The following is a 17,852-nucleotide window of genomic DNA, read 5'->3' on the forward strand; positions in this document are numbered from 1 at the left end:
GCGAAGGGTCCCACGCATGCGCCAGGCACCCCCGGACTCGACCGGCGAAGGGCACCCGACCACCAGCCCACCGGCGCACGAGCCCACCGGCGAACGACCGCCCGGCCACGAGCCGGGCACGGACCAGCCGCCGGGCACGGACCAGCCGCCGAGCACCGAACACCCGGCGAGCACGGACCGGCCGCCAGGCACAGATCAGGCGGCGGGCACGGACCTGCCGACGCGCGCGGACCGGGCGGCGGGCAACAAGCAAGCGGCGGGTGAGGAGCAGGTGGCGGGCAACCGGCTGCGGCGGGAGCTGCCGGCCGTGCTCGCGGGGCTGGTGAGCGCGCTCGTCGGGTACGCGAGCTCGTTCACCGTCGTGCTCGCCGGCCTCCGCGCGGTCGGCGCCACCCCGGCCCAGGCCGCATCCGGGCTGCTCGCCGTGTGCGTGGCGATCGGGGTCACGGCGATCGGGCTCGGATGGCGGTACCGGATGCCGATCGCCATCGCCTGGTCGACCCCGGGCGCGGCCCTGCTCGCCGCGACCGGCCCGGTCCCGGGCGGCTTCCCGGCGGCCGTTGGCGCGTTCCTGCTCAGCGGCGCGCTCATGGTCCTGGCGGGCCTGGTCCCGTGGCTCACCCGGGCGATCGCCGCCATCCCGCGCCCGATCGCCGGCGCGATGCTCGCCGGGGTGATCCTCAGCCTGTGCCTGGCCCCGGTGCGGGCGATGGTCGACCTGCCGCTGCTGGCCACCCCGGTCGTGCTCACCTGGGCGGTGCTGTTCCGCTTCGCCCGGCAGTGGGCCGTGCCCGGCGCACTGCTCGCGGCGGTCGCCGCGATCGCCGTGCACGGCCCCGGCGGCTCGCTGGGCGGGGCCGAGCTGCGGCCCGCCCCGATCCTGACCGTGCCCACGCTGAACCCGTCGGTCGTGGTGAGCCTGGCGATCCCGCTGTTCCTGGTGACCATGGCCGCCCAGAACGTGCCCGGGATGGCGGTCCTCGCGACGTACGGCTACACCCCGCCCCTGCGCCCGCTGCTCGTCGCCACCGGGGCGGCCAGCGCGCTCGCGGCCCCGTTCGGCGGGCACGCGGTCAACCTCGCCGCGATCACCGCCGCCCTCACCGCCGGCCCCGACACCCACCCGGACCCGCGCCGGCGCTGGATCGCCACGGTGGCCCTCGGCGGCGGCCAGCTCGCCCTCGGCCTCGGCGCGTCGCTGGCCATGGCCCTCGTCCTGCTCTCCCCGCCGATCCTGGTCGTGGCGGTCGCGGGCCTGGCCCTGCTGCCCGCGCTGGGCTCGTCGCTGGCCTCGGCGGTCACGCAGGCCCAGGGGCGCGAGGCGGCCGTGGTCACGTTCGTGGTGACCGCGTCCGGCACGACGATCCTCGGCATCGGCTCCGCCTTCTGGGGCCTGCTCGCAGGATGCCTGGCGGCCCTGCTGCTGCATCACCGGGCCGAAAATCCATCGCCCTGAGCCGCCCGGCCCGGGACAGTGGTGCGCACGATGGGCATGCTCGATCTCATGGCCACCCGCGTGGCCGCCGGCGCGACGGTGCGGTTCCGCCCGACCGGCACCTCGATGACGCCGCTGATCCGCAGCCGCGCGCTGGTCACCGTCGCCCCGGTCGACCCGGCGGCCGTCGAGCGCGGCGACATCGTGCTGGCGAAGGTGGCCGGCACGGTCTACCTGCATCTCGTCTCCGCCGTCGACCACGCCGCCGGCCGCGTGCAGATCAGCAACAACCACGGCCACGTCAACGGCTGGACGGGCCACGCGCGCGTCTACGGCCTCTGCACCGAGGTCGACGGCGTGGGGCGGCCGCGGACGCGGGGCAAGACGCGCTAGATGAGCGCGTGGGCGGACGCGGGACAAGCCTGCTAGATGAGCGCGTGGGGCGGCGGGGGACGCCGGGGCGAGACCCGCTAGGTGAGCGGCTTCGGGGCGAGCCGGCTCGTGCGCATGGCCTGCGCGCCCTCCACCGGGTCGGCCGAGGCCTCCCAGCGGCCCCACCACTCCTCGTCGGGCAGCTCGCCCGCGGCCCGCACGAACGCGTGCAGCAGGGTCAGCTCGCGCGGGGCTGCCGTCAGGCCCGCCGACCGTACGATCGCCTCCAGCTCATGACGCCGGGCCCGCATCACGTGGCCCACGAGGTCGCGGCCCGCCGGGGTCAGGCCCAGCCAGATCGACCGCCGGTCGTTGTGCCGGTGGAAGCGGTGGATCAGCGACTTGCGCACGAGCCGGTCGCACATGCGGGTCAGCGTCGACGGGGCCACGCCGAGCTCGCGGGCCAGCACCGCGCTGCGCTGCGGGCCGCCGCCGGCCAGCAGGACCAGCGTGCGGTACTGCGGCAGCGTCACGTCCGCCCCGAGCGCCGTGAGGTTGCGCGCGGCGAGCGCGACCATGCTGCGGCTCACCGCCAGCAGCGCCTCGACGAGCGGCTCGGTCGTCACCGCGCCATCGTTGCACGGGCGAGGCCGCCGCGGGGGGCGCCGCGGGTGGATTTACCAGGGCCGAATACCTTACCGTAAGGCGAAACCCTTGTACTGCTGCAATAACCTGGGGAGCCCATGGACCTCGCGCACATCCTGCTGGTCGAGGACGACGCGGGCGACGTGGCGTACACCATCGACGAGTTCCGCGAGCACCGCCTGCGCAACCCGCTCACCGTGCTCGGCGACGGCCTCGAGGCGATCGACTACCTGGAGCGCCGCGGCCGCCACGCGGACGCCCCGCGCCCGGACATCCTGCTGCTCGACCTCAACCTGCCCGGCGTCGACGGGCGCGTCGTGCTCGACCGGGTGCGGAGCCGGCCGGAGCTGGCCGGGCTGATCGTCGTCGTGCTCACCAGCTCGCCGCTGGAGGAGCGGATGCTGCGCGACTTCGGGGTGCCGGCCGAGCACTACTTCCGCAAGCCCGTCGACTTCGCGCAGCTGGCCCGGCTGATCGGCGGCATCGACCGGTTCAGCTTCGTGGTGACCGCGGCTACCGCTCGGCGATGAGGCTGACGTAGTCGTCCTCGGTGAGCGGCGCGCTGGTGAGGGCGCCGTCGCCCCGCGGTACCTCCAGCGTCCGCCCGTCCTGCGTGAACTGCACGGCGACGATGTCGGCGCGGGCGGCGAGCGTGCACACGATCTGCCCGTAGGCGAGCGTCTCGTCGTTGCGGATCGGGTTGTCGACCGAGAGCCCGACGACGGCGGTGCCGTTGTGGAGCTGGACGCCGGTGATGTACGAGGTCCCGCCGAGCGCGCTGTCGACCCCCGCGTCGCGCTCCGGCGCCGTCGGGCCGGCGACGAGGTCGTCGAGGTGCTGCTGCGGCGCCGGGACGTTCGCCACCCGCCGGTCGACGGGCACGAGCTGGCTGTCGCGCGTGAAGAACAGCCGCTCCACGACCGCCCCCGGCGACGTCACCGCCATCGGGCCCTCGTAGGAGCCGATGACCGCCGAGGGCTCGATCGGCCGCGGGGAGTCCTCGGTCGGCACCCCGCACCCGCCGAGCCCGAGCAGCGCGACCATCGCCAGCAGCGCGAGGCCGGGGAGCCGGCCGGGGCGCTTCACCGCACCCCCGGCAGCTCGATCCGGAACCGCGCGCCGCCCCCGGGCCGGTCCAGCACGAGCACCCGGCCCCCGTGGGCGGCCACGTGCTGCGCCACCAGCGACAGGCCCAGCCCCGTGCCCGTGTAGCTGCCGCGGGCCCCGGCCGAGCGGCCCCGCTCGAACCGGTCGAAGATCACCTCGCGGTCGGCGGGGTTGACGCCGGGGCCGTCGTCGTCGACCTCGATCGACCCGTCGGGGCCGTCGGTCTCGATCCGCACCGCGACCGGGCCCCCGCCGTGGGTCACCGCGTTGTCGAGCAGGTTCACGAGCACCTGCTCGAGCCGGCGCCGGTCGACGGTCCACCGCAGGCCGCCCGCCCCCGCCCCGGTGACGTCCACGATCGCCGGGTCGAGGCCGCGGCGCTGCACCGCGCGCCGGGCCAGCTCGCCGACGTCGGCCGGCTCCAGCTGGGCCGGCAGGTCGCCGCGGGCCAGCTCCAGCAGGTCGTCGACGAGCTGCTGGAACCGGGCCACCTCGTCGACGACCAGGCCGGCCGCGGTCGCGGTGCGCTCGTCGAGCCGGTCGCGGCGGCGCTCCAGCACGCTCGCCGACGCGGCCAGGGTCTGCAGCGGGGAGCGCAGCTCGTGGGAGACGTCGGCGGCGAAGCGGCGGTCCCGCTCGATGCGCCGGGCCAGCTGGTCGACCATCTCGTTGAACGAGGTCGACAGCGGCTCCAGGTCCGGGTCGGTGGCGGGGTCGAGCCGCGCGCCGAGATCGCCGGCGCTGATGCCCTGGGCCGCGGTGGCGACCGAGCGCAGGGGGCGCAGGACGTAGCGGGTGGCGTACCACCCCAGCCCCGCCCCGGCCAGCGCGACGGCCGAGGCGACCAGGGCGAGCACCCAGCCGATGGTGCGCAGGTTCTGGTCCAGCTCGCGCATGGAGTCGATCTCGTACAGCGCGGTGGCCGGCGAGAGCAGGATGCCCACGATCACCACCGGCGAGCCGTCGAGGGTCGTGCGCTGGATGCCCTGGCCCGACTCGCCGACGAGGCGCTGCAGGCTCTGCGGCACGGCGGAGGTGGACGCGGTCTCGGCGTGGCGCGAGTACCACTTGCCCAGGTGGAACACGAGCACCCGGCGATTGCCCCCGGTGTCCAGGGTGCGCAGCATCCCGCCGATGTCGGGCCTGTCGGCGTTCAGCCCGGCGGAGACGACCCGCGCGTCGAAGGTCGCCGAGCGCACCGCCGAGCGCTCCCGGCCGCCGATGAGCTCGTTGCGGGTGAGCTCGTAGGAGGCCAGGGCCATGCAGGCGGAGAGGGTCAGGGCGCCGGCGGCGAACCCGGCGACGACCCTGGTCCGCAGGCCCAGCCGCAGGCGCGTCATCGCTGCAGCTTGTACCCCATGCCGCGCACGGTCACGAGGTACCGCGGCGACTTGGAGTCCCGCTCGATCTTCTGCCGCAGCCGCCCGACGTGCACGTCCACCAGCCGCTCGTCGCCGATCTCGTACTCCCACACCCGCTGCAGCAGCTGCTGGCGGCTCAGCACCTGCCCCGGGTGCTCGGCCAGCTCGCACAGCAGCCGGAACTCGGTGCGGGTCACGGCGACCGGCTCGCCGCCGATGCGCACCTCGCCCGCCTCCGGGAGGATCTCCATGTCGCCGAAGACCATGCTGGCCATCGCCTGCACGGTGCGCCCGCGCCGGCGCAGCGCCCGCAGCCGGGCCGAGAGCTCCTTCACCGCGACCGGCTTGACCAGGTAGTCGTCCGCCCCGGCCTCGAGCGCGGCGACGATGTCGTGGGTGTCGTCGCGCGCGCTGATGACCACGATCGGCACGTCGTCGCCGCGGCGCAGCTGCCGGATGCACTCGAACCCGTCGACGCCGGGCAGCATCAGGTCGACGAGCACCGTGTCGGCGGGGTCCTCGCGCTGCGCGACCAGCCCCTCCTCCGCGCTCGCCGCGCCGCGGACCGCGTAGCCCTCGTCCTCCAGCGCGAGCGCCAGCGAGAGCCGGATCCGGTCGTCGTCCTCGATCACCAGCACGCCTGCCATAGGGGCATCATGCCGGGCGCGACCGCCCGGCGACCACTTCCCCGGCCCTCTGCGGGGGCCGGCGCCGCCGAAGTCACACAACCGTCACGGATCCGGGCAGGGTTCGCCACATCGGAACCGAACGCTGGGGAGGTGGGCACCGGCGACGACGGGAGACGCACATGCACAGCGGCACGGCCGACGCGGCCACCCCCACGATCGAGGTCGTGATCCGCGAGGAACTGGACGCGGCATCGGTACCGCGCTTCGCCGCCCTCCTCCACGAGGCGGCGGATCTCGGGCCCGACCACCTGGTCGTCGACCTCACGGAGTGCCCGTTCGTCGACGCGGCCGCGATCGGCATGCTCCTGGACGTGCACCGCCGCATGTTCGTCGCGGGCGGGCGGCTCACCCTGCGCTCGCCCGGCCCGCGGGTCACCCGCACCCTGCGCCTGGCCCGCGTGAGCAACGTCCTGCACGTGCAGTAACCGGGGCAATCACCCGCGCGCACTTCCCCTGCGCGTTACCCGCGCGTAACACTGATCGGCATGGTTGTTGCATCGACCGTGCAGAAAGTCCGGCTCCTGGGCCGCGACGACGACCTGGCCGCCGCCACGGCCCTGCTCGGCGCCGCCACCGACGGCCGCGGCGGCGCCCTGGTCCTGGCCGGCCCGCCGGGCATCGGCCGCACGGCCCTCCTGAACGCCCTCGCGGACACCGCCGTCAACCCCCTCTCGACGGTGTCCGCGAGCGGCCCATCCGCCGCCGGCGGCTTCGTGACGGTCCTGTCCGTGACCGGGTGCCACGCCGAGTCGGCGCTCCCGCTCGCCGGCCTGCACCGCCTCCTCGCCGGCCTGCCCTACCCGGCCCAGGCGCACGCCCCGGACGCCCCGGCCCAAGCCAACGCCCCGGCCCAGGCGAACGGCCCGGCCCAGGCGAACGGCCCGGCGCGGGCGAACGGCCGGCCGCGGGCGAAGGGTCCGGCGCAGGCGAAGGGCCCGGCCCAGGCGCATGGGGAGCCGCCGCACGACCGGCTCGCGGCGGGGCTGGCGGTGCTCGCCGCGCTGCGCGACGCCGCGCGGACCGGCCCGGTCCTCGTGCTCGTCGACGACGCCCACGCGCTCGACCGCGCCTCGCTCGACGCGCTCGCCGTCGCCGCGCGGCGGGCCGGGCGCGAGCGGATCGCGCTCGTGTTCGCGCTGCGGGACACGCCCGCGGCCGCCGCCGGCGAGGCCGCGCTCGCCGGGCTGCCCCGCCGCCGGCTCGGCCCCTGGACCGGCGCGACAGCCGGGCGCTGCTCGCCGGGGCCGTGCCGGGCCTCGCCGGCGACGTGGCCGGGGTCCTCGCCGGGCGGGCCGCGGGCAACCCGCGGGCCCTGACCGAGCTGGCCGCGGCCCTCTCCCCGAGCAGCGCCGCGGCGAGGCCGACCCGCCCGCGACGCCGCCGCGCGACGGGCCGCTCAGCCGCGAGTACCGCGCCGTCCTGCGCACCCTGCCCCCGGCACCCGCCGCGTCCTGGTGCTCGCGGCCGCCGCGGCCCGGATGACCGCCGCCGGCACGAGCTGCCCCGCGGCCCTGCTCCCGGCGGCCGGCCATCCGGCGGCCGACCTGGCCCCGGCCGAGCACGCGGAGCTCGTGCGCGTCGAGGACGGCCGCGCCCGGTTCGTGCCGCCGCTGCTCGCCGAGGTCGTGTACGCCGAGGCCGGGCTGGCCGAGCGCCTCGCCGCCCACCGCCGCCTGGCGGGCCTGGTCGCCGACCGCCGCGAGGCCGCGCTGCACCGCGCCGCGACCGCCACCGGCCCCGACGACACCCTGGCCGCCGAGCTCGCCGCGGCCGCCCTCGCCGCGGACGGGGCCGACACCGCCGTCGCGGCCAGCGCGGCCAGCGCGGCCAGCGCGGCCAGCGCGGCCAGCGCGGCCAGCGGAGCCGATGCGGCCAGCGGAGCCGACGGAGGCTTTACGGCCGGCGTAGGGACCGACGGGGCCGATGCCGCCGCCGTCACGGCGCTGCGGCGGGCGGCCGAGCTCACGACGGACCCGGCCCGGGCGGCGGCCTGGACCCTCGGCGCGGCCCGGCTCGCGTGGCGCGGCGGCGAGCCGCACCGCGCGCGGCTGCTGCTGCGGGCCGTGTTCCCGCCGGCGGTACCGCAGGCGCTGCACGCGGAGCGGGAACTGCTGCTCGGCGAGGTGGAGCTGCGCACCGGCGCGCACGGGGACGCCCGGCACACCCTGCTCGCCGCGGCCGCCCGGCTGCCCGGACGCCGGGCCCTGCGCGCCCTCGCCCTCGCGGGGGAGGCGCTCGGCGCGTCCGGCCGCCACGACCAGTTCGCCGCGGTGGCGCGGCGGGCCCTCGCCCTGCGCCCCGGCCCGGACCACGCCCCGGACCCTGCCACGGACACCGCGCCGGACCCCGAGCCGAACCCCGCCGCGAACACCGCACCGGACCCCGAGCCGAACCCCGCCGCGAACACCGCCCCGGACCCCGAGCCGAACCCCGCCGCGAACACCGCCCCGGACCCCGGGCCGAACCCCGCCGCAGACCCCGCCGAAGCCGCCGGGCCGCACCCCGCCCCGGACGAAGCGGTGCTGTTCGAGCACTTCGCGGGCATGGCCGCCGGATACGCCGGAGACCCCGCCCGCGCCGCCGGTCCGCTGCGGCGGGCCGTCGCGCTCGCCGCCGCCTGCGCCGACCCGCCGGTGCTCGTGCGGGCCGCCTGGGCCGGGATCGTCGCCGGGCGGGACGAGGACGCGCACCGGCTCGCCGTCCGGGCGGCCCGCCTGGCCCGGGGCGTCGGCGACCGGGCCACCGAGCCGCTGGCCCAGGAGGTCGCCGCGACCGCCGCGCTCGCCCTCGGCGACCTCGACCTCGCCGCCGCCACGGCCGCCGAGGGGCTGCGCCTGGCCGCGGCCACCGGGCAGGACGCGGTCGCCGACAACTGCTGCGGCCTGCTGGCGGTGATCGCGGGGATGCTCGGCGACGCGGAGGGCTGCCGGCGCTGGGTGGGCCGCTGCCGGGCCCGGGCCGGCGGCGACGTCGACAGCCAGGCCCGGGCCATGTGCGTGTGGGCCGCGAGCCTCGTCGACGTCGCCGCGGGGCGCCACGCCGACGCGGCCGGGCGGCTCTGGGGCGTCATGCGCACCGCGGTGGGCCGCGGGCACCTGGGCGTCCAGGTGCCGGCCATCCCGACGCTGGTGGAGGCGGTCGTGCGCAGCGGCGATCCCGGCCCGGCCCGGCAGGTCCTCGCCGCCTACGACCTGTGGGCGGCGGCGACGGCGAACCCGACCTGGCTGGCGCTGTCGGCACGCTGCCACGGCCTGCTCGCGGCCGGTGACGACGAGGCCGACGAGCGCTTCCGCGAGGCGCTGCGGCTGCACCTGGCCGGCGACTCGGCGTTCCCGGGCGCGCGCACGGAGCTGCTCTACGGCGAGGAGCTGCGCCGCCGCCGCCGGCCCGCCGCGGCCCGGGAGCACCTGCGCAGCGCCCTGGCCACGTTCGAGCGGTACGAGGCCGGCCCCTGGACGCGCCGCGCCGCGGCCGAGCTGCGGGCCGCCGGCGACCACGTCGAGGCCGCCCCCGCCGACGCGCCGGCGCTCACCGCCCAGCAGGCCCGCATCGCCCGGCTCGTGGCCGGCGGCGCGACCAACCGCGAGATCGCCGCGGCGCTGTTCGTGAGCCCCCGGACCGTCGAGCACCACCTGCGCAACATCTTCGTGCGCCTGGGGGTGCGCTCGCGCACCGAGCTCGCCCGCGCCCTGCCCTGAGCGCACCCGCGTCCCGGCCGGAGGAGACCGGCGATTTCACCGATGCGCGATCGGGCCGGTGATCGGCAGGCTTCGATGCACAACACACCCCCACCCCCAGGAGGTCCACCGATGCGCCGAATCCTCGCGCTGCTGCTGGCGTGCGCCGCGGCACTGCTCGCCCTGCCCGCGACCGGGGCGCACGCCGCCACCGCGCACCGGCCGGTCGTCTTCGTGCACGGCTACACGGGCAGCGCCTCGAACTGGGCCACCGCCGAGGCCCTGTTCCGCGGCGCCGGCTACGGCAGCGGCGAGCTGTTCGCCTACGAGTACAACTCCTACGGCAGCAACATCACCAACGCGCAGGGCCTGGCGAGCTTCGTCGAGCAGGTCAAGGCGCGCACCGGCTGGTCGAAGGTCGACATCGTCAACCACTCGATGGGCGGCCTCGTCAGCCTCTGGTACCTCAAGCAGCTCGGCGGCGCGTCCAGCGTGGCGCACCTGGCGTCGCTGGCCGGCGCGAACCACGGCACCACGTCCGCGGGCGCGTGCCTGGTGTTCGTGACCTGCCAGCAGATGTACCCGGGCTCGGCGTTCATCCTGACGCTCAGCGCCGGCGACGAGACGCCCGGCAGCACCGTCTACCGGACCTGGTACTCGCCCTGCGACGGGGTCATCATCCCGTACACGAGCACGGCGCTCAGCGGGGCGACGAACACGTACGTCCCCTGCGAGAACCACCTCACCTACCTCACCGACACCGTCGTGCTGGCCCAGGTCCGCTCGTTCGTATCCAGCTAAACGCCGCGAACCGCCCCCTCGGCGCCGATACTGGTACCGAGGGGGTATCACGGCGTGAGCGCACAGCCGCAGAAGTTCAGTGTCGCCCTCGTCGTCGGCGCCCTCGGCGTCGTCTTCGGCGACATCGGCACGAGCCCGATCTACACCCTGCAGACGGTGTTCAACCCCGGCGACCCGCACCCGGTCCCGGTCAGCGCCACCAACGTCTACGGCGTGGTCTCGACCCTCTTCTGGTCCGTCATGATCGTCGTCACGGTCACGTACGTGCTGCTGGCCATGCGCATCGACAACGACGGCGAGGGCGGCATCATGGCCCTCATCACCCTCCTGCGCCGCCGGGTCACCGGGCAGAGCCGCCGGGCCGCGATGACGCTGGCCGGGCTGGGCATCTTCGGCGCCGCCCTGTTCTTCGGCGACAGCATCATCACCCCGGCCATCTCGGTGCTCAGCGCGGTCGAGGGCCTGAAGCTGGTGCAGCCGTCGCTGGGCGAGCTCGTCGTGCCCCTGACCGCGGTCATCATCGTGGTGCTGTTCCTGGTGCAGCGGCACGGCACCGAGGCCGTCGGCCGGGTCTTCGGCCCGGTGATGATCGCCTGGTTCGTCACCATCGGCGGGTTCGGCATCGCCGGGGTCACCCGCCACCCGGCGATCCTCAAGGCGCTCTCGCCCGCCTACGCGATCGAGTTCCTCGCCGGCCACTTCGGCATCGCGTTCTTCGCCCTGGCCGCCATCGTGCTCTCGGTGACCGGCGCCGAGGCACTGTACGCCGACATGGGCCACTTCGGCCGCCGCGCGATCGCCGCGGGCTGGCTGTGGCTGGTCCTGCCCGCGTGCACGCTGAGCTACCTCGGCCAGGGCGCGCTCATCCTGGACGACCCGGCCAACATCGCCGGGCCGTTCTTCCTGCTCGTGCCGTCCTGGCTGCGGCTGCCGCTGGTGCTGCTGGCCACCGCGGCGACGGTGATCGCCGCGCAGGCCGTCATCACCGGCGCGTACTCGGTCGCGTCCCAGGCGGCGCAGCTGGGCTACCTGCCGCGGCTGCGCGTCGCGCACACCTCGGCCGAGCAGATCGGGCAGATCTACGTGCCGTGGATCAACTGGCTGCTCCTGGTCTCGGTCCTGACCCTGGTGTTCGCGTTCCGCAGCTCCGCCGCCCTGGCCTACGCCTACGGCATGACGGTCACCGGCACGATCACCATCACCACGCTCATGTTCCTCTACATCGCGCGCCGGACCTGGCGGACCCCGGCCTGGCTGCTGTACGGCGGCGGCGCGATCCTGCTCGCCGTCGACCTGCTGTTCGTGGCGGCCAACCTGACCAAGATCGTCCACGGCGCCTGGCTGCCGCTGCTCATCGCGCTGACCGCGTTCACGGTGATGACGACCTGGCAGCGGGGCCGCTCGGTGGTCACCGCGCGGCGCCGCTTCCAGGAGGGCTCGCTGCGCGAGTTCATCGACGGCCTGCACGCCGACACGGCCCTGACGAGGGTCCCCGGCACCTCGGTCTTCCTCAACCGCGGCAAGGAGTCGGCGCCGCTGGCCATGCGCGCGAACGTCGAGCACAACCACGTGCGGCACGAGCACGTGCTCATCCTGTCGATCGAGACGCAGCCGGTCCCCCGCGTCCCCGACGAGGACCGCGTGACGATGGACGACCTCGGCTACGCCGACGACGGCATCGTCTTCGTGACCGTCCGCTACGGCTACATGGACGCCCAGAACCTCCCCGCCGCGCTGGGCCTGCTCGACCCGGCCCGCACCGAGGGCTCCCTGAACCTGGACGAGGCGTCGTACTTCCTGTCGAAGATCGAGCTGCGCCGCGGCGACACCCCGACGATGGCGGCCTGGCGCAAGCGGCTGTTCATCGCCACCTCGTACATCACCGCCGACGCCGCGGAGCACTTCTGCCTGCCCCGCGACCGCACCGTCATCATGGGCTCCCACGTCGAGGTGTGAGCCGCTCGGCCCCCACGATCGGCAACGTCACGCGGAAGACGCTGCCCTCGCCCTGGGTGCTGGTCACCTCGATGGTGCCGTCGTGGTCGAGCACGATCTGCCGCGCGATGGTCAGGCCCAGGCCGCTGCCGCCCGTCTCGCGGTCCCGCGCCGGGTCGGCGCGCCAGAAGCGCTGGAACACGAAGGGCAGGTCGGCCGGGGCGATGCCGCAGCCCGTGTCGCGCACCTCCACCACGGCGCGGCCCGGCAGCGGGAAGGCGCGCAGCACGACCGCGCCGCCCGGATCGGTGTACCGCAGCGCGTTCGTCACCAGATTGCCCAGCACCTGACGCAGCCGGTCCTGGTCGCCGTGGACGGGCAGCGGGCCGGCCGCCTCGGCGGTGAGCCGCACGCCGCCGTGCTCGGCGACGGCGAGGTGGGCGACGCGGCTGACCTCGACGAGCTCGGCGAGGTCGAAGCCGGTGCGGCGGTACGCGAGGTGGCCCGCCTCGGCCAGCGTCAGGTCCTGCAGGTCGTCGAGGATGCGCCGCTGCAGCAGGACCTCCTCGTGCAGGGAGGAGAACAGCTCCCGCGACGGGGGCACCACGCCGTCCTGGAGGGCCTCGAGGTAGCCGAGCACGTTCGACATCGGCGTGCGCAGCTCGTGGGCCACGCCGGCGAGCATGCGCCGCTGGGCCGTCTCCGCGCCCTCGAGCGCCTCGGCCATGCGGTTGAACGAGCGCGAGAGCTCCCCGACCTCGTCCCGGCCGGTCGTCGCCACGCGGGTGTCGAGGTGACCGTCGGCGAGGCGGCGGGAGGCGGCCGTGAGCGAGCGCAGCGGCCGGGCCAGCTGCCGGGCGACGAGCGCGGTACCGATCACCGACAGCACCAGCACGGCGCCGATCGCCCCGGCGGTCGGGCGGCCGAGCAGGGTCACCGCGTCGTCGTCGACGGCGCCGAGGAACAGCTGCAGCGGCTCCGGCGCGAACGTCTCCACCTGGTTGCCGAAGGCCTGCACCAGGCAGGCGCCGTGGTCGGCGGCGCTGCGGCAGTTGGTGACCGCGGTGCTGTCGTCGGCCTGGGCGTACTCCTGGGCGTCGCGGGCCTGCACGGCGCATTCGCCGTGCTCGGGCTCGGTGGCGGGCAGCGGGATGCCGTACGCGTCCGGGGCCACCGGCGGCGGGTCCTGCCCCATGTCGGTGAGGCACCGGGCGTAGACGCTCGCCCGCCGGTACCTGGCCAGCTCGTCCAGGACGAGCCCGTCGGCCTTGGCGGCGATGAGGCCGAGCTGGCGCGGGTCGAGCGACAGCGCCGGGCGCGGGTTGATCAGGGTGGGCGTGCCCACGACCGGGCGGGCGGCCCGCTTGGCCAGGTTGTCGCTGTCCACGGTCACCTGCCCGTTGAGGTTGACCAGGCGGATGCGCTGGTGGTTGTCGGCCGAGAGCTGCCGGACCCGCTCGGAGACCCCGGCCCAGGTGCCGTGGCGGCGGCCGTACGCGCGCACCGTGTCGGCGATGTCGGCCACGTGCCGGGTCGCCTCCTGCTGCGAGCGGTCGATCTGCTGGGCCATGAACCGCAGGCTGAACCAGGCCGTCGCCCCGGTCGCCACCACGGCGACGACCAGCGTCAGCAGGAACACGCGCAGGCGGAAGCTCACGGCCGCCCGTCCGGGAGGGCCTGCTCCGCCAGCCGGTAGCCGCGGCCGTACACCGTCTGCACGTACCGCGGCTGCACGGGCTCCGCCTCCAGCTTGCGGCGCAGGTTGACCACGTGCGCGTCCACGGTGCGCTCGGACACGTCACGCTCGAAGCCGAACACCCGGTTGATGATCTCGCCCCGGGTGAACACGCGCCCCGGCTCGCCGGCGAGCAGCTCCAGGATGCCGAACTCCTTCGCGGTGAGCACGACTGTCTCCCCGGCGACGCGCACCTCGAAGCGCCCGGCGTCCACGACCAGGTCGCCGACGGTGAGCACCCGCTGGTGGCCGGGGCTGCCGATGCCGGAGCGGCGCAGCAGGGCCCGGACCCGGGCGGCCAGCTCGCGCGGGCTGACCGGCTTGGTCATGTAGTCGTCGGCCCCGAGGTCCAGCCCCAGCAGCAGGTCGTCCTCGGTGGAGCGGGCGGTGACGAGCAGGATCGCCACGCTGGACTCGGCCCGCATGATCCGGCACACGTCGAGCCCGTCGACCTGCGGCATCATGACGTCGAGGACCAGCAGGTCCGGCTTGCGGGAGCGGCACTGCTCCAGGGCGGCCCGGCCGTTGTGCACGGTGAGCACGCTGTGACCGTCGCGCTCCAGGTAGAGCCGGATCAGCTCGGCCTGCTTCGGGTCGTCGTCGGCGACCAGGATTCGTGCGCTCATCCCGGCCATTGTGACCCGCCGAATGTGAGGAACCCGCGAAATCGGGTTCGGGTTTCGATCCGGCAACGGGTTCTTCACCGGTTCCCAACCGGCGGATTCCTACCGTCCCGGCCATGTGTGGACTCCTGGTGTTCCTCAGCCGCGACGGTACCGCCGACCGCGACGCGCTCGCCGCCGCGCTGGAGCGGCTCGGGCACCGCGGCCCGGACGAGACGGCGCTCGTCGCCGCCGGCGGTGCCGTGTTCGGCTTCACCCGCCTGGCGATCATCGACCGGGCGGGCAGTCACCAGCCGTGCCGGTACCGGACCTGGACCGTGGTCTTCAACGGTGAGCTCTACAACTACCGGCAGCTGCGCGCCCAGCTGGCGGCCGAGCACGGCGCGACCTTCGCCACCGAGGGGGAGGCGGAGGTCATCGCCGCGGCGTGGCACCACTGGGGTCCCTCGGCGGTGCGCCGGCTGCGGGGCATGTTCGCCGCGGTGCTGTGGGACGCCGCGACCCAGACGCTGCACGCGATCCGGGACCCGTTCGGGATCAAGCCGCTGTACCACCTGCAGACCCCCGACGGCCTGTACCTGGCGAGCGAGAAGAAGGCGCTGCTGCCCTTCGCCGGCGGGGCCCGGCGGATCGGCACGGCGGCGCTGTCGCACTACCTGACGCTGCAGTACGTCCCGGAGCCCGCGACCCTGCACCCCGCCGTGCACCGGCTCCCCGCGGGGCACACGCTCACGTGCCGGCCGGGCGAGGGGCCGGTCGTGCGGCGGTACTTCGAGCACGCCCTGCGCCCCGTGGCGCGCCCGGAGGCCGAGGCGGTCGCGGCGATCCGCGCGGCGCTGCGCGACAGCGTCCACGCGCACCTGCAGTCGGAGGTCCCGCTCGGCGCGTTCCTGTCCAGCGGCGTCGACTCCTCCGCCGTCGTCGCGCTGGCCCGGGAGCGCCACCCGGACCTGTGCGCCTACACGGCCGGGTTCGACGACGCGCGGTACAGCGAGATCGAGGCGGCCTCGCAGACCGCCGCGGCGCTCGGGGTGCGGCTCAAGGCGACCCTCGTGCGCGACGACGACGTCATCGAGGCGCTGCCCCGCATCGTGTGGCACCTCGACGACCCGGTCGCCGATCCCGCGGTGGTCCCGTTGTACTTCCTGTGCCGCACCGCCGCCCGGGACGTCACGGTGGTGCTGTCCGGCGAGGGCGCCGACGAGCTCTTCGGCGGCTACGAGATCTACCGCGAGCCGGCCGCCCTCGCGCCCGTCGCGGGCCTGCCCGACCCGGTGCGCCGCGGCCTGCGCGCGGTCGCCGGCGTGCTGCCCGAGGGGGTGCGCGGCAAGAGCTTCCTCGAGCGCGCGACGACCCCGATCGGCGAGCGGTACTACGGCAACGCCCGCATCTTCGGCCCGGCGGAGAAGGCGCGGCTCATGCGCGGCCCCGCCGACCCGCACACGACGGTCACCGGGCCGCTCTACGCCGCGGCGGCGGGGCTGGACGACGTGAGCGCGATGCAGTACGTCGACCTGCACACCTGGCTGCCCGGCGACATCCTCACGAAGGCCGACCGGATGTCGATGGCGCACTCGCTGGAGCTGCGGGTGCCGTTCCTCGACCGCGCGGTGTACGCCGCGGCCGCCGCGCTGCCGCCGGAGCTCAAGGTGAGCCCGCACGCGACGAAGCACGCCCTGCGCGAGGCGGTGCGCGGCCTCGTGCCGGACGCGGTGGTGACCCGGCGCAAGCTCGGCTTCCCGACCCCGACCCGGGTGTGGCTGCGCGGGCGCGTCGGGGAGTGGGCGGGCGACGTGTTCGCGGCGGCCGACGTCGACCATCTGCTCGACATCGCCCACGTGCAGCGGCTGCTCGCCGCGCACCGCCGGGGCGGGGTGGACCATTCGCGCAAGATCTGGACGGTGCTGATGTTCTGTCTGTGGTACGGCCAGCAACCGGCCGCCGCCGCGCTGACCGTGAGTTCATCCACCTCCTCTGGCGGCTGCGGGTGATCGCTGAGTTCTCCAAGGCCCGCACCGACACGAAGATGACGATCCGGGCCGGGCGGCCGGCGGTGATCGCCGCGATCACCCTGCCCATCACGGCGCTGTCCTCCGCGAACGGCATGAACCTCGTCGTCAGCGACCACACCCAGGGCAACCACCTGGTCGCGGTGCTGCTGCTGATGGCGGTCATGTCGGCGACGCTGCTCGGCTGGGCGAAGCGCCAGGGTTGGTGGTGAGCGTCCGGTCCCCGGTGGGCCGCCGGTACAGCAGCGGCGCGAAGGCCGCGAGCCCGGCCGCGATGGCGATCGCGCCGGCGTAGAACGGGGTGCGCAGCCCGCAGGCGTGGGCCAGCGCGCCCGCGGCGAGCGCGCCCACCGGGGCCGCGCCGCGCCCGACGATGCGCAACGCGCTGGTGACGCGGCCGATGCAGGCGTCCGGCACGAGCGCCTGGCGCAGCGTGGCCGCGAGCGCGTCGCCGAGCGTCGCCGCCGCCCCGAGCAGCCCCGCCGCGGCCACGGCCACGACCGTCGCGCGCGCCGCGCCGAGCGCCGCGACACACACCGCGGTGCCGGCGACCGCCACGACCAGGCACCGCCGCGGCCCCAGCCACCGGGCGAGCCGTCCGGCGGCGACGCCCCCGGCCACGCCGCCGAGCGCGTACACGGCGAGGAGCAGCCCGAACCCGGCGGGCCCGAACCCGAGCACGCGGGTCGCGAAGAGCACGAGGACGGCGACGATGCCCGCGTACGCCACGCTCGTCACCGCCTGCAGCAGACACAGCCCGCGCACCGCGGGGTCGGCCCACATGAGCCGCAGCCCCGCGGTGATCCCGGCCCGGACGCCGCCGCCCCCGGGTCGCGGGTCCGCCGGAGCCGGGACACGCAGGAGGACCAGGCAGGCGGCCGAGGCCAGGAACGTCGCGGCGTCGACGGCGAACGGCAGCACGGCCGCGGCGGCGAAGAGCGCGGCGCCCGCCGTGGACCCGATGAGCGTGTCGGTGACCTGGACTCCGGCGAGCAGGCGGCCGTTGGCAGCGGGCCGCCGCGGCGGCGCTACGACGGCCGGGAGCAGCCCGGCGAGGGCCGGGGCGGCGACGGTGTCACCGCAGGTCAGCACGAACCCGAGGGCCACGACCAGCCCGATCGGCGCGAAGCCGCAGGCCACGGCGACCGTGAACGCCACCATCACCGCGCCCCGGGCCAGATCGGCGCCCAGCGCGAGGCGCCGCCGGTCGAAACGGTCCGCGAGGGCGCCCGCGAGCAGGCCGAACAGCAGCCAGGGCAGCTCCTCGGCCACGGTGATGAGCGAGATCGTCCACGGGTCGCCGGACTGCCCCGCGGCGAGCAGCGGCAGCGCGACCCACCGCATCCCGTTGCCGAGCGCGGAGGTGACGGAGGCGAGCCAGAGCAGCGCGAACCCTCCCGGCCGCCGGTGCCCGGGCCGCGGCGCGGAGCGGCCTTGCCGGCCACGAATGAACATGAACCGGA

General features: G+C 75.8%; 17 protein-coding genes. 10 read left to right on the forward strand and 7 right to left on the reverse strand.

Going from position 1 to position 17,852, the window contains the following annotated elements; genetic code table 11:
* Positions 1-16: 16 nt before the first annotated feature.
* Positions 17-1,456: a benzoate/H(+) symporter BenE family transporter gene (locus ACQP1P_RS30235; protein ID WP_433075881.1), complete on the forward strand. Its 1,440-nt coding sequence runs from the start codon at positions 17-19 to the stop codon at positions 1,454-1,456.
* Positions 1,457-1,486: 30 nt separating this feature from the next.
* Positions 1,487-1,828: a hypothetical protein gene (locus ACQP1P_RS30240; RefSeq protein ID WP_433075882.1), complete on the forward strand. Its 342-nt coding sequence runs from the start codon at positions 1,487-1,489 to the stop codon at positions 1,826-1,828.
* A 77-nt stretch (positions 1,829-1,905) separates the two neighbouring features.
* Here the strand turns inward: ACQP1P_RS30240 and ACQP1P_RS30245 are convergent, their stop codons facing one another.
* Entirely contained in the window at positions 1,906-2,433 is a 528-nt protein-coding gene (locus tag ACQP1P_RS30245; protein WP_433075884.1) for a MarR family winged helix-turn-helix transcriptional regulator, read from the reverse strand.
* Positions 2,434-2,550: 117 nt separating this feature from the next.
* On the opposite strand from ACQP1P_RS30245, the gene ACQP1P_RS30250 reads away from it, so the two are divergent.
* A complete protein-coding gene (locus tag ACQP1P_RS30250) occupies positions 2,551-2,982 on the forward strand; it encodes a response regulator (RefSeq protein WP_433075886.1) in 432 nt (143 codons plus the stop codon).
* Here the strand turns inward: ACQP1P_RS30250 and ACQP1P_RS30255 are convergent.
* The 3 genes from ACQP1P_RS30255 to ACQP1P_RS30265 are packed head-to-tail and all read right to left on the reverse strand — an operon-like array spanning position 2,966 to position 5,567.
* Positions 2,966-3,538 (reverse strand): GerMN domain-containing protein, encoded by a 573-nt coding sequence (locus tag ACQP1P_RS30255; RefSeq protein WP_433075888.1) that lies wholly within the window; start codon positions 3,536-3,538, stop codon positions 2,966-2,968. The two genes, ACQP1P_RS30250 and ACQP1P_RS30255, sit on opposite strands and share 17 nt — an antisense overlap.
* Positions 3,535-4,899 (reverse strand): ATP-binding protein, encoded by a 1,365-nt coding sequence (locus ACQP1P_RS30260; protein WP_433075890.1) that lies wholly within the window; start codon positions 4,897-4,899, stop codon positions 3,535-3,537. Before ACQP1P_RS30260 ends, ACQP1P_RS30255 begins: the two co-directional genes overlap by 4 nt.
* Complete coding sequence (locus tag ACQP1P_RS30265; RefSeq protein ID WP_433075892.1) at positions 4,896-5,567, reverse strand: response regulator transcription factor; 672 nt, start codon at positions 5,565-5,567, stop codon at positions 4,896-4,898. The genes ACQP1P_RS30260 and ACQP1P_RS30265 overlap by 4 nt, the downstream gene beginning before the upstream one ends.
* Positions 5,568-5,728: 161 nt before the next feature.
* Here ACQP1P_RS30265 and ACQP1P_RS30270 point away from each other — a divergent pair, with 161 nt between their 5' ends.
* The 5 genes from ACQP1P_RS30270 (at position 5,729) to ACQP1P_RS30290 (ending at position 12,043) form a co-directional block, all read left to right on the forward strand.
* Positions 5,729-6,034 (forward strand): STAS domain-containing protein, encoded by a 306-nt coding sequence (locus tag ACQP1P_RS30270; protein WP_433075894.1) that lies wholly within the window; start codon positions 5,729-5,731, stop codon positions 6,032-6,034.
* 60 nt (positions 6,035-6,094) lie between these two features.
* Positions 6,095-6,925, forward strand: coding sequence for an ATP-binding protein (locus ACQP1P_RS30275; protein WP_433075896.1), 831 nt, complete (start codon positions 6,095-6,097; stop codon positions 6,923-6,925).
* Positions 6,926-7,063: 138 nt separating this feature from the next.
* Complete coding sequence (locus ACQP1P_RS30280) at positions 7,064-9,307, forward strand: LuxR C-terminal-related transcriptional regulator (RefSeq protein ID WP_433075898.1); 2,244 nt, start codon at positions 7,064-7,066, stop codon at positions 9,305-9,307.
* Positions 9,308-9,418: 111 nt separating this feature from the next.
* Positions 9,419-10,087 (forward strand): esterase/lipase family protein, encoded by a 669-nt coding sequence (locus ACQP1P_RS30285; protein WP_433075900.1) that lies wholly within the window; start codon positions 9,419-9,421, stop codon positions 10,085-10,087.
* A 54-nt stretch (positions 10,088-10,141) separates the two neighbouring features.
* Entirely contained in the window at positions 10,142-12,043 is a 1,902-nt protein-coding gene (locus tag ACQP1P_RS30290) for a potassium transporter Kup (protein ID WP_433075902.1), read from the forward strand.
* On the opposite strand, the gene ACQP1P_RS30295 is transcribed toward ACQP1P_RS30290, so the two are convergent.
* Together ACQP1P_RS30295 and ACQP1P_RS30300 are read right to left on the reverse strand one after the other, a co-directional pair.
* On the reverse strand, positions 12,018-13,679 hold the full coding sequence (locus tag ACQP1P_RS30295; protein WP_433075904.1) for a sensor histidine kinase: 1,662 nt from the start codon (positions 13,677-13,679) through the stop codon (positions 12,018-12,020). The genes ACQP1P_RS30290 and ACQP1P_RS30295 overlap by 26 nt on opposite strands.
* Positions 13,676-14,392, reverse strand: coding sequence for a response regulator transcription factor (locus ACQP1P_RS30300; RefSeq protein WP_433075906.1), 717 nt, complete (start codon positions 14,390-14,392; stop codon positions 13,676-13,678). The genes ACQP1P_RS30295 and ACQP1P_RS30300 overlap by 4 nt, the downstream gene beginning before the upstream one ends.
* Positions 14,393-14,496: 104 nt before the next feature.
* Here ACQP1P_RS30300 and asnB point away from each other — a divergent pair, with 104 nt between their 5' ends.
* Positions 14,497-16,371, forward strand: coding sequence for an asparagine synthase (glutamine-hydrolyzing) (gene asnB, locus ACQP1P_RS30305; RefSeq protein ID WP_433075908.1), 1,875 nt, complete (start codon positions 14,497-14,499; stop codon positions 16,369-16,371).
* Positions 16,368-16,601, forward strand: a complete 234-nt coding sequence (locus ACQP1P_RS30310) for a hypothetical protein (RefSeq protein ID WP_433075910.1) — start codon at positions 16,368-16,370, stop codon at positions 16,599-16,601. The genes asnB and ACQP1P_RS30310 overlap by 4 nt, the downstream gene beginning before the upstream one ends.
* Here the strand turns inward: ACQP1P_RS30310 and ACQP1P_RS30315 are convergent.
* Positions 16,552-17,844: an MFS transporter gene (locus ACQP1P_RS30315; RefSeq protein WP_433075912.1), complete on the reverse strand. Its 1,293-nt coding sequence runs from the start codon at positions 17,842-17,844 to the stop codon at positions 16,552-16,554. The genes ACQP1P_RS30310 and ACQP1P_RS30315 overlap by 50 nt on opposite strands.
* Between the last annotated feature and the right edge of the window lie 8 nt (positions 17,845-17,852).

Source organism: Dactylosporangium sp. CA-052675 (assembly GCF_050947935.1).
Lineage (GTDB): Bacteria > Actinomycetota > Actinomycetes > Mycobacteriales > Micromonosporaceae > Dactylosporangium.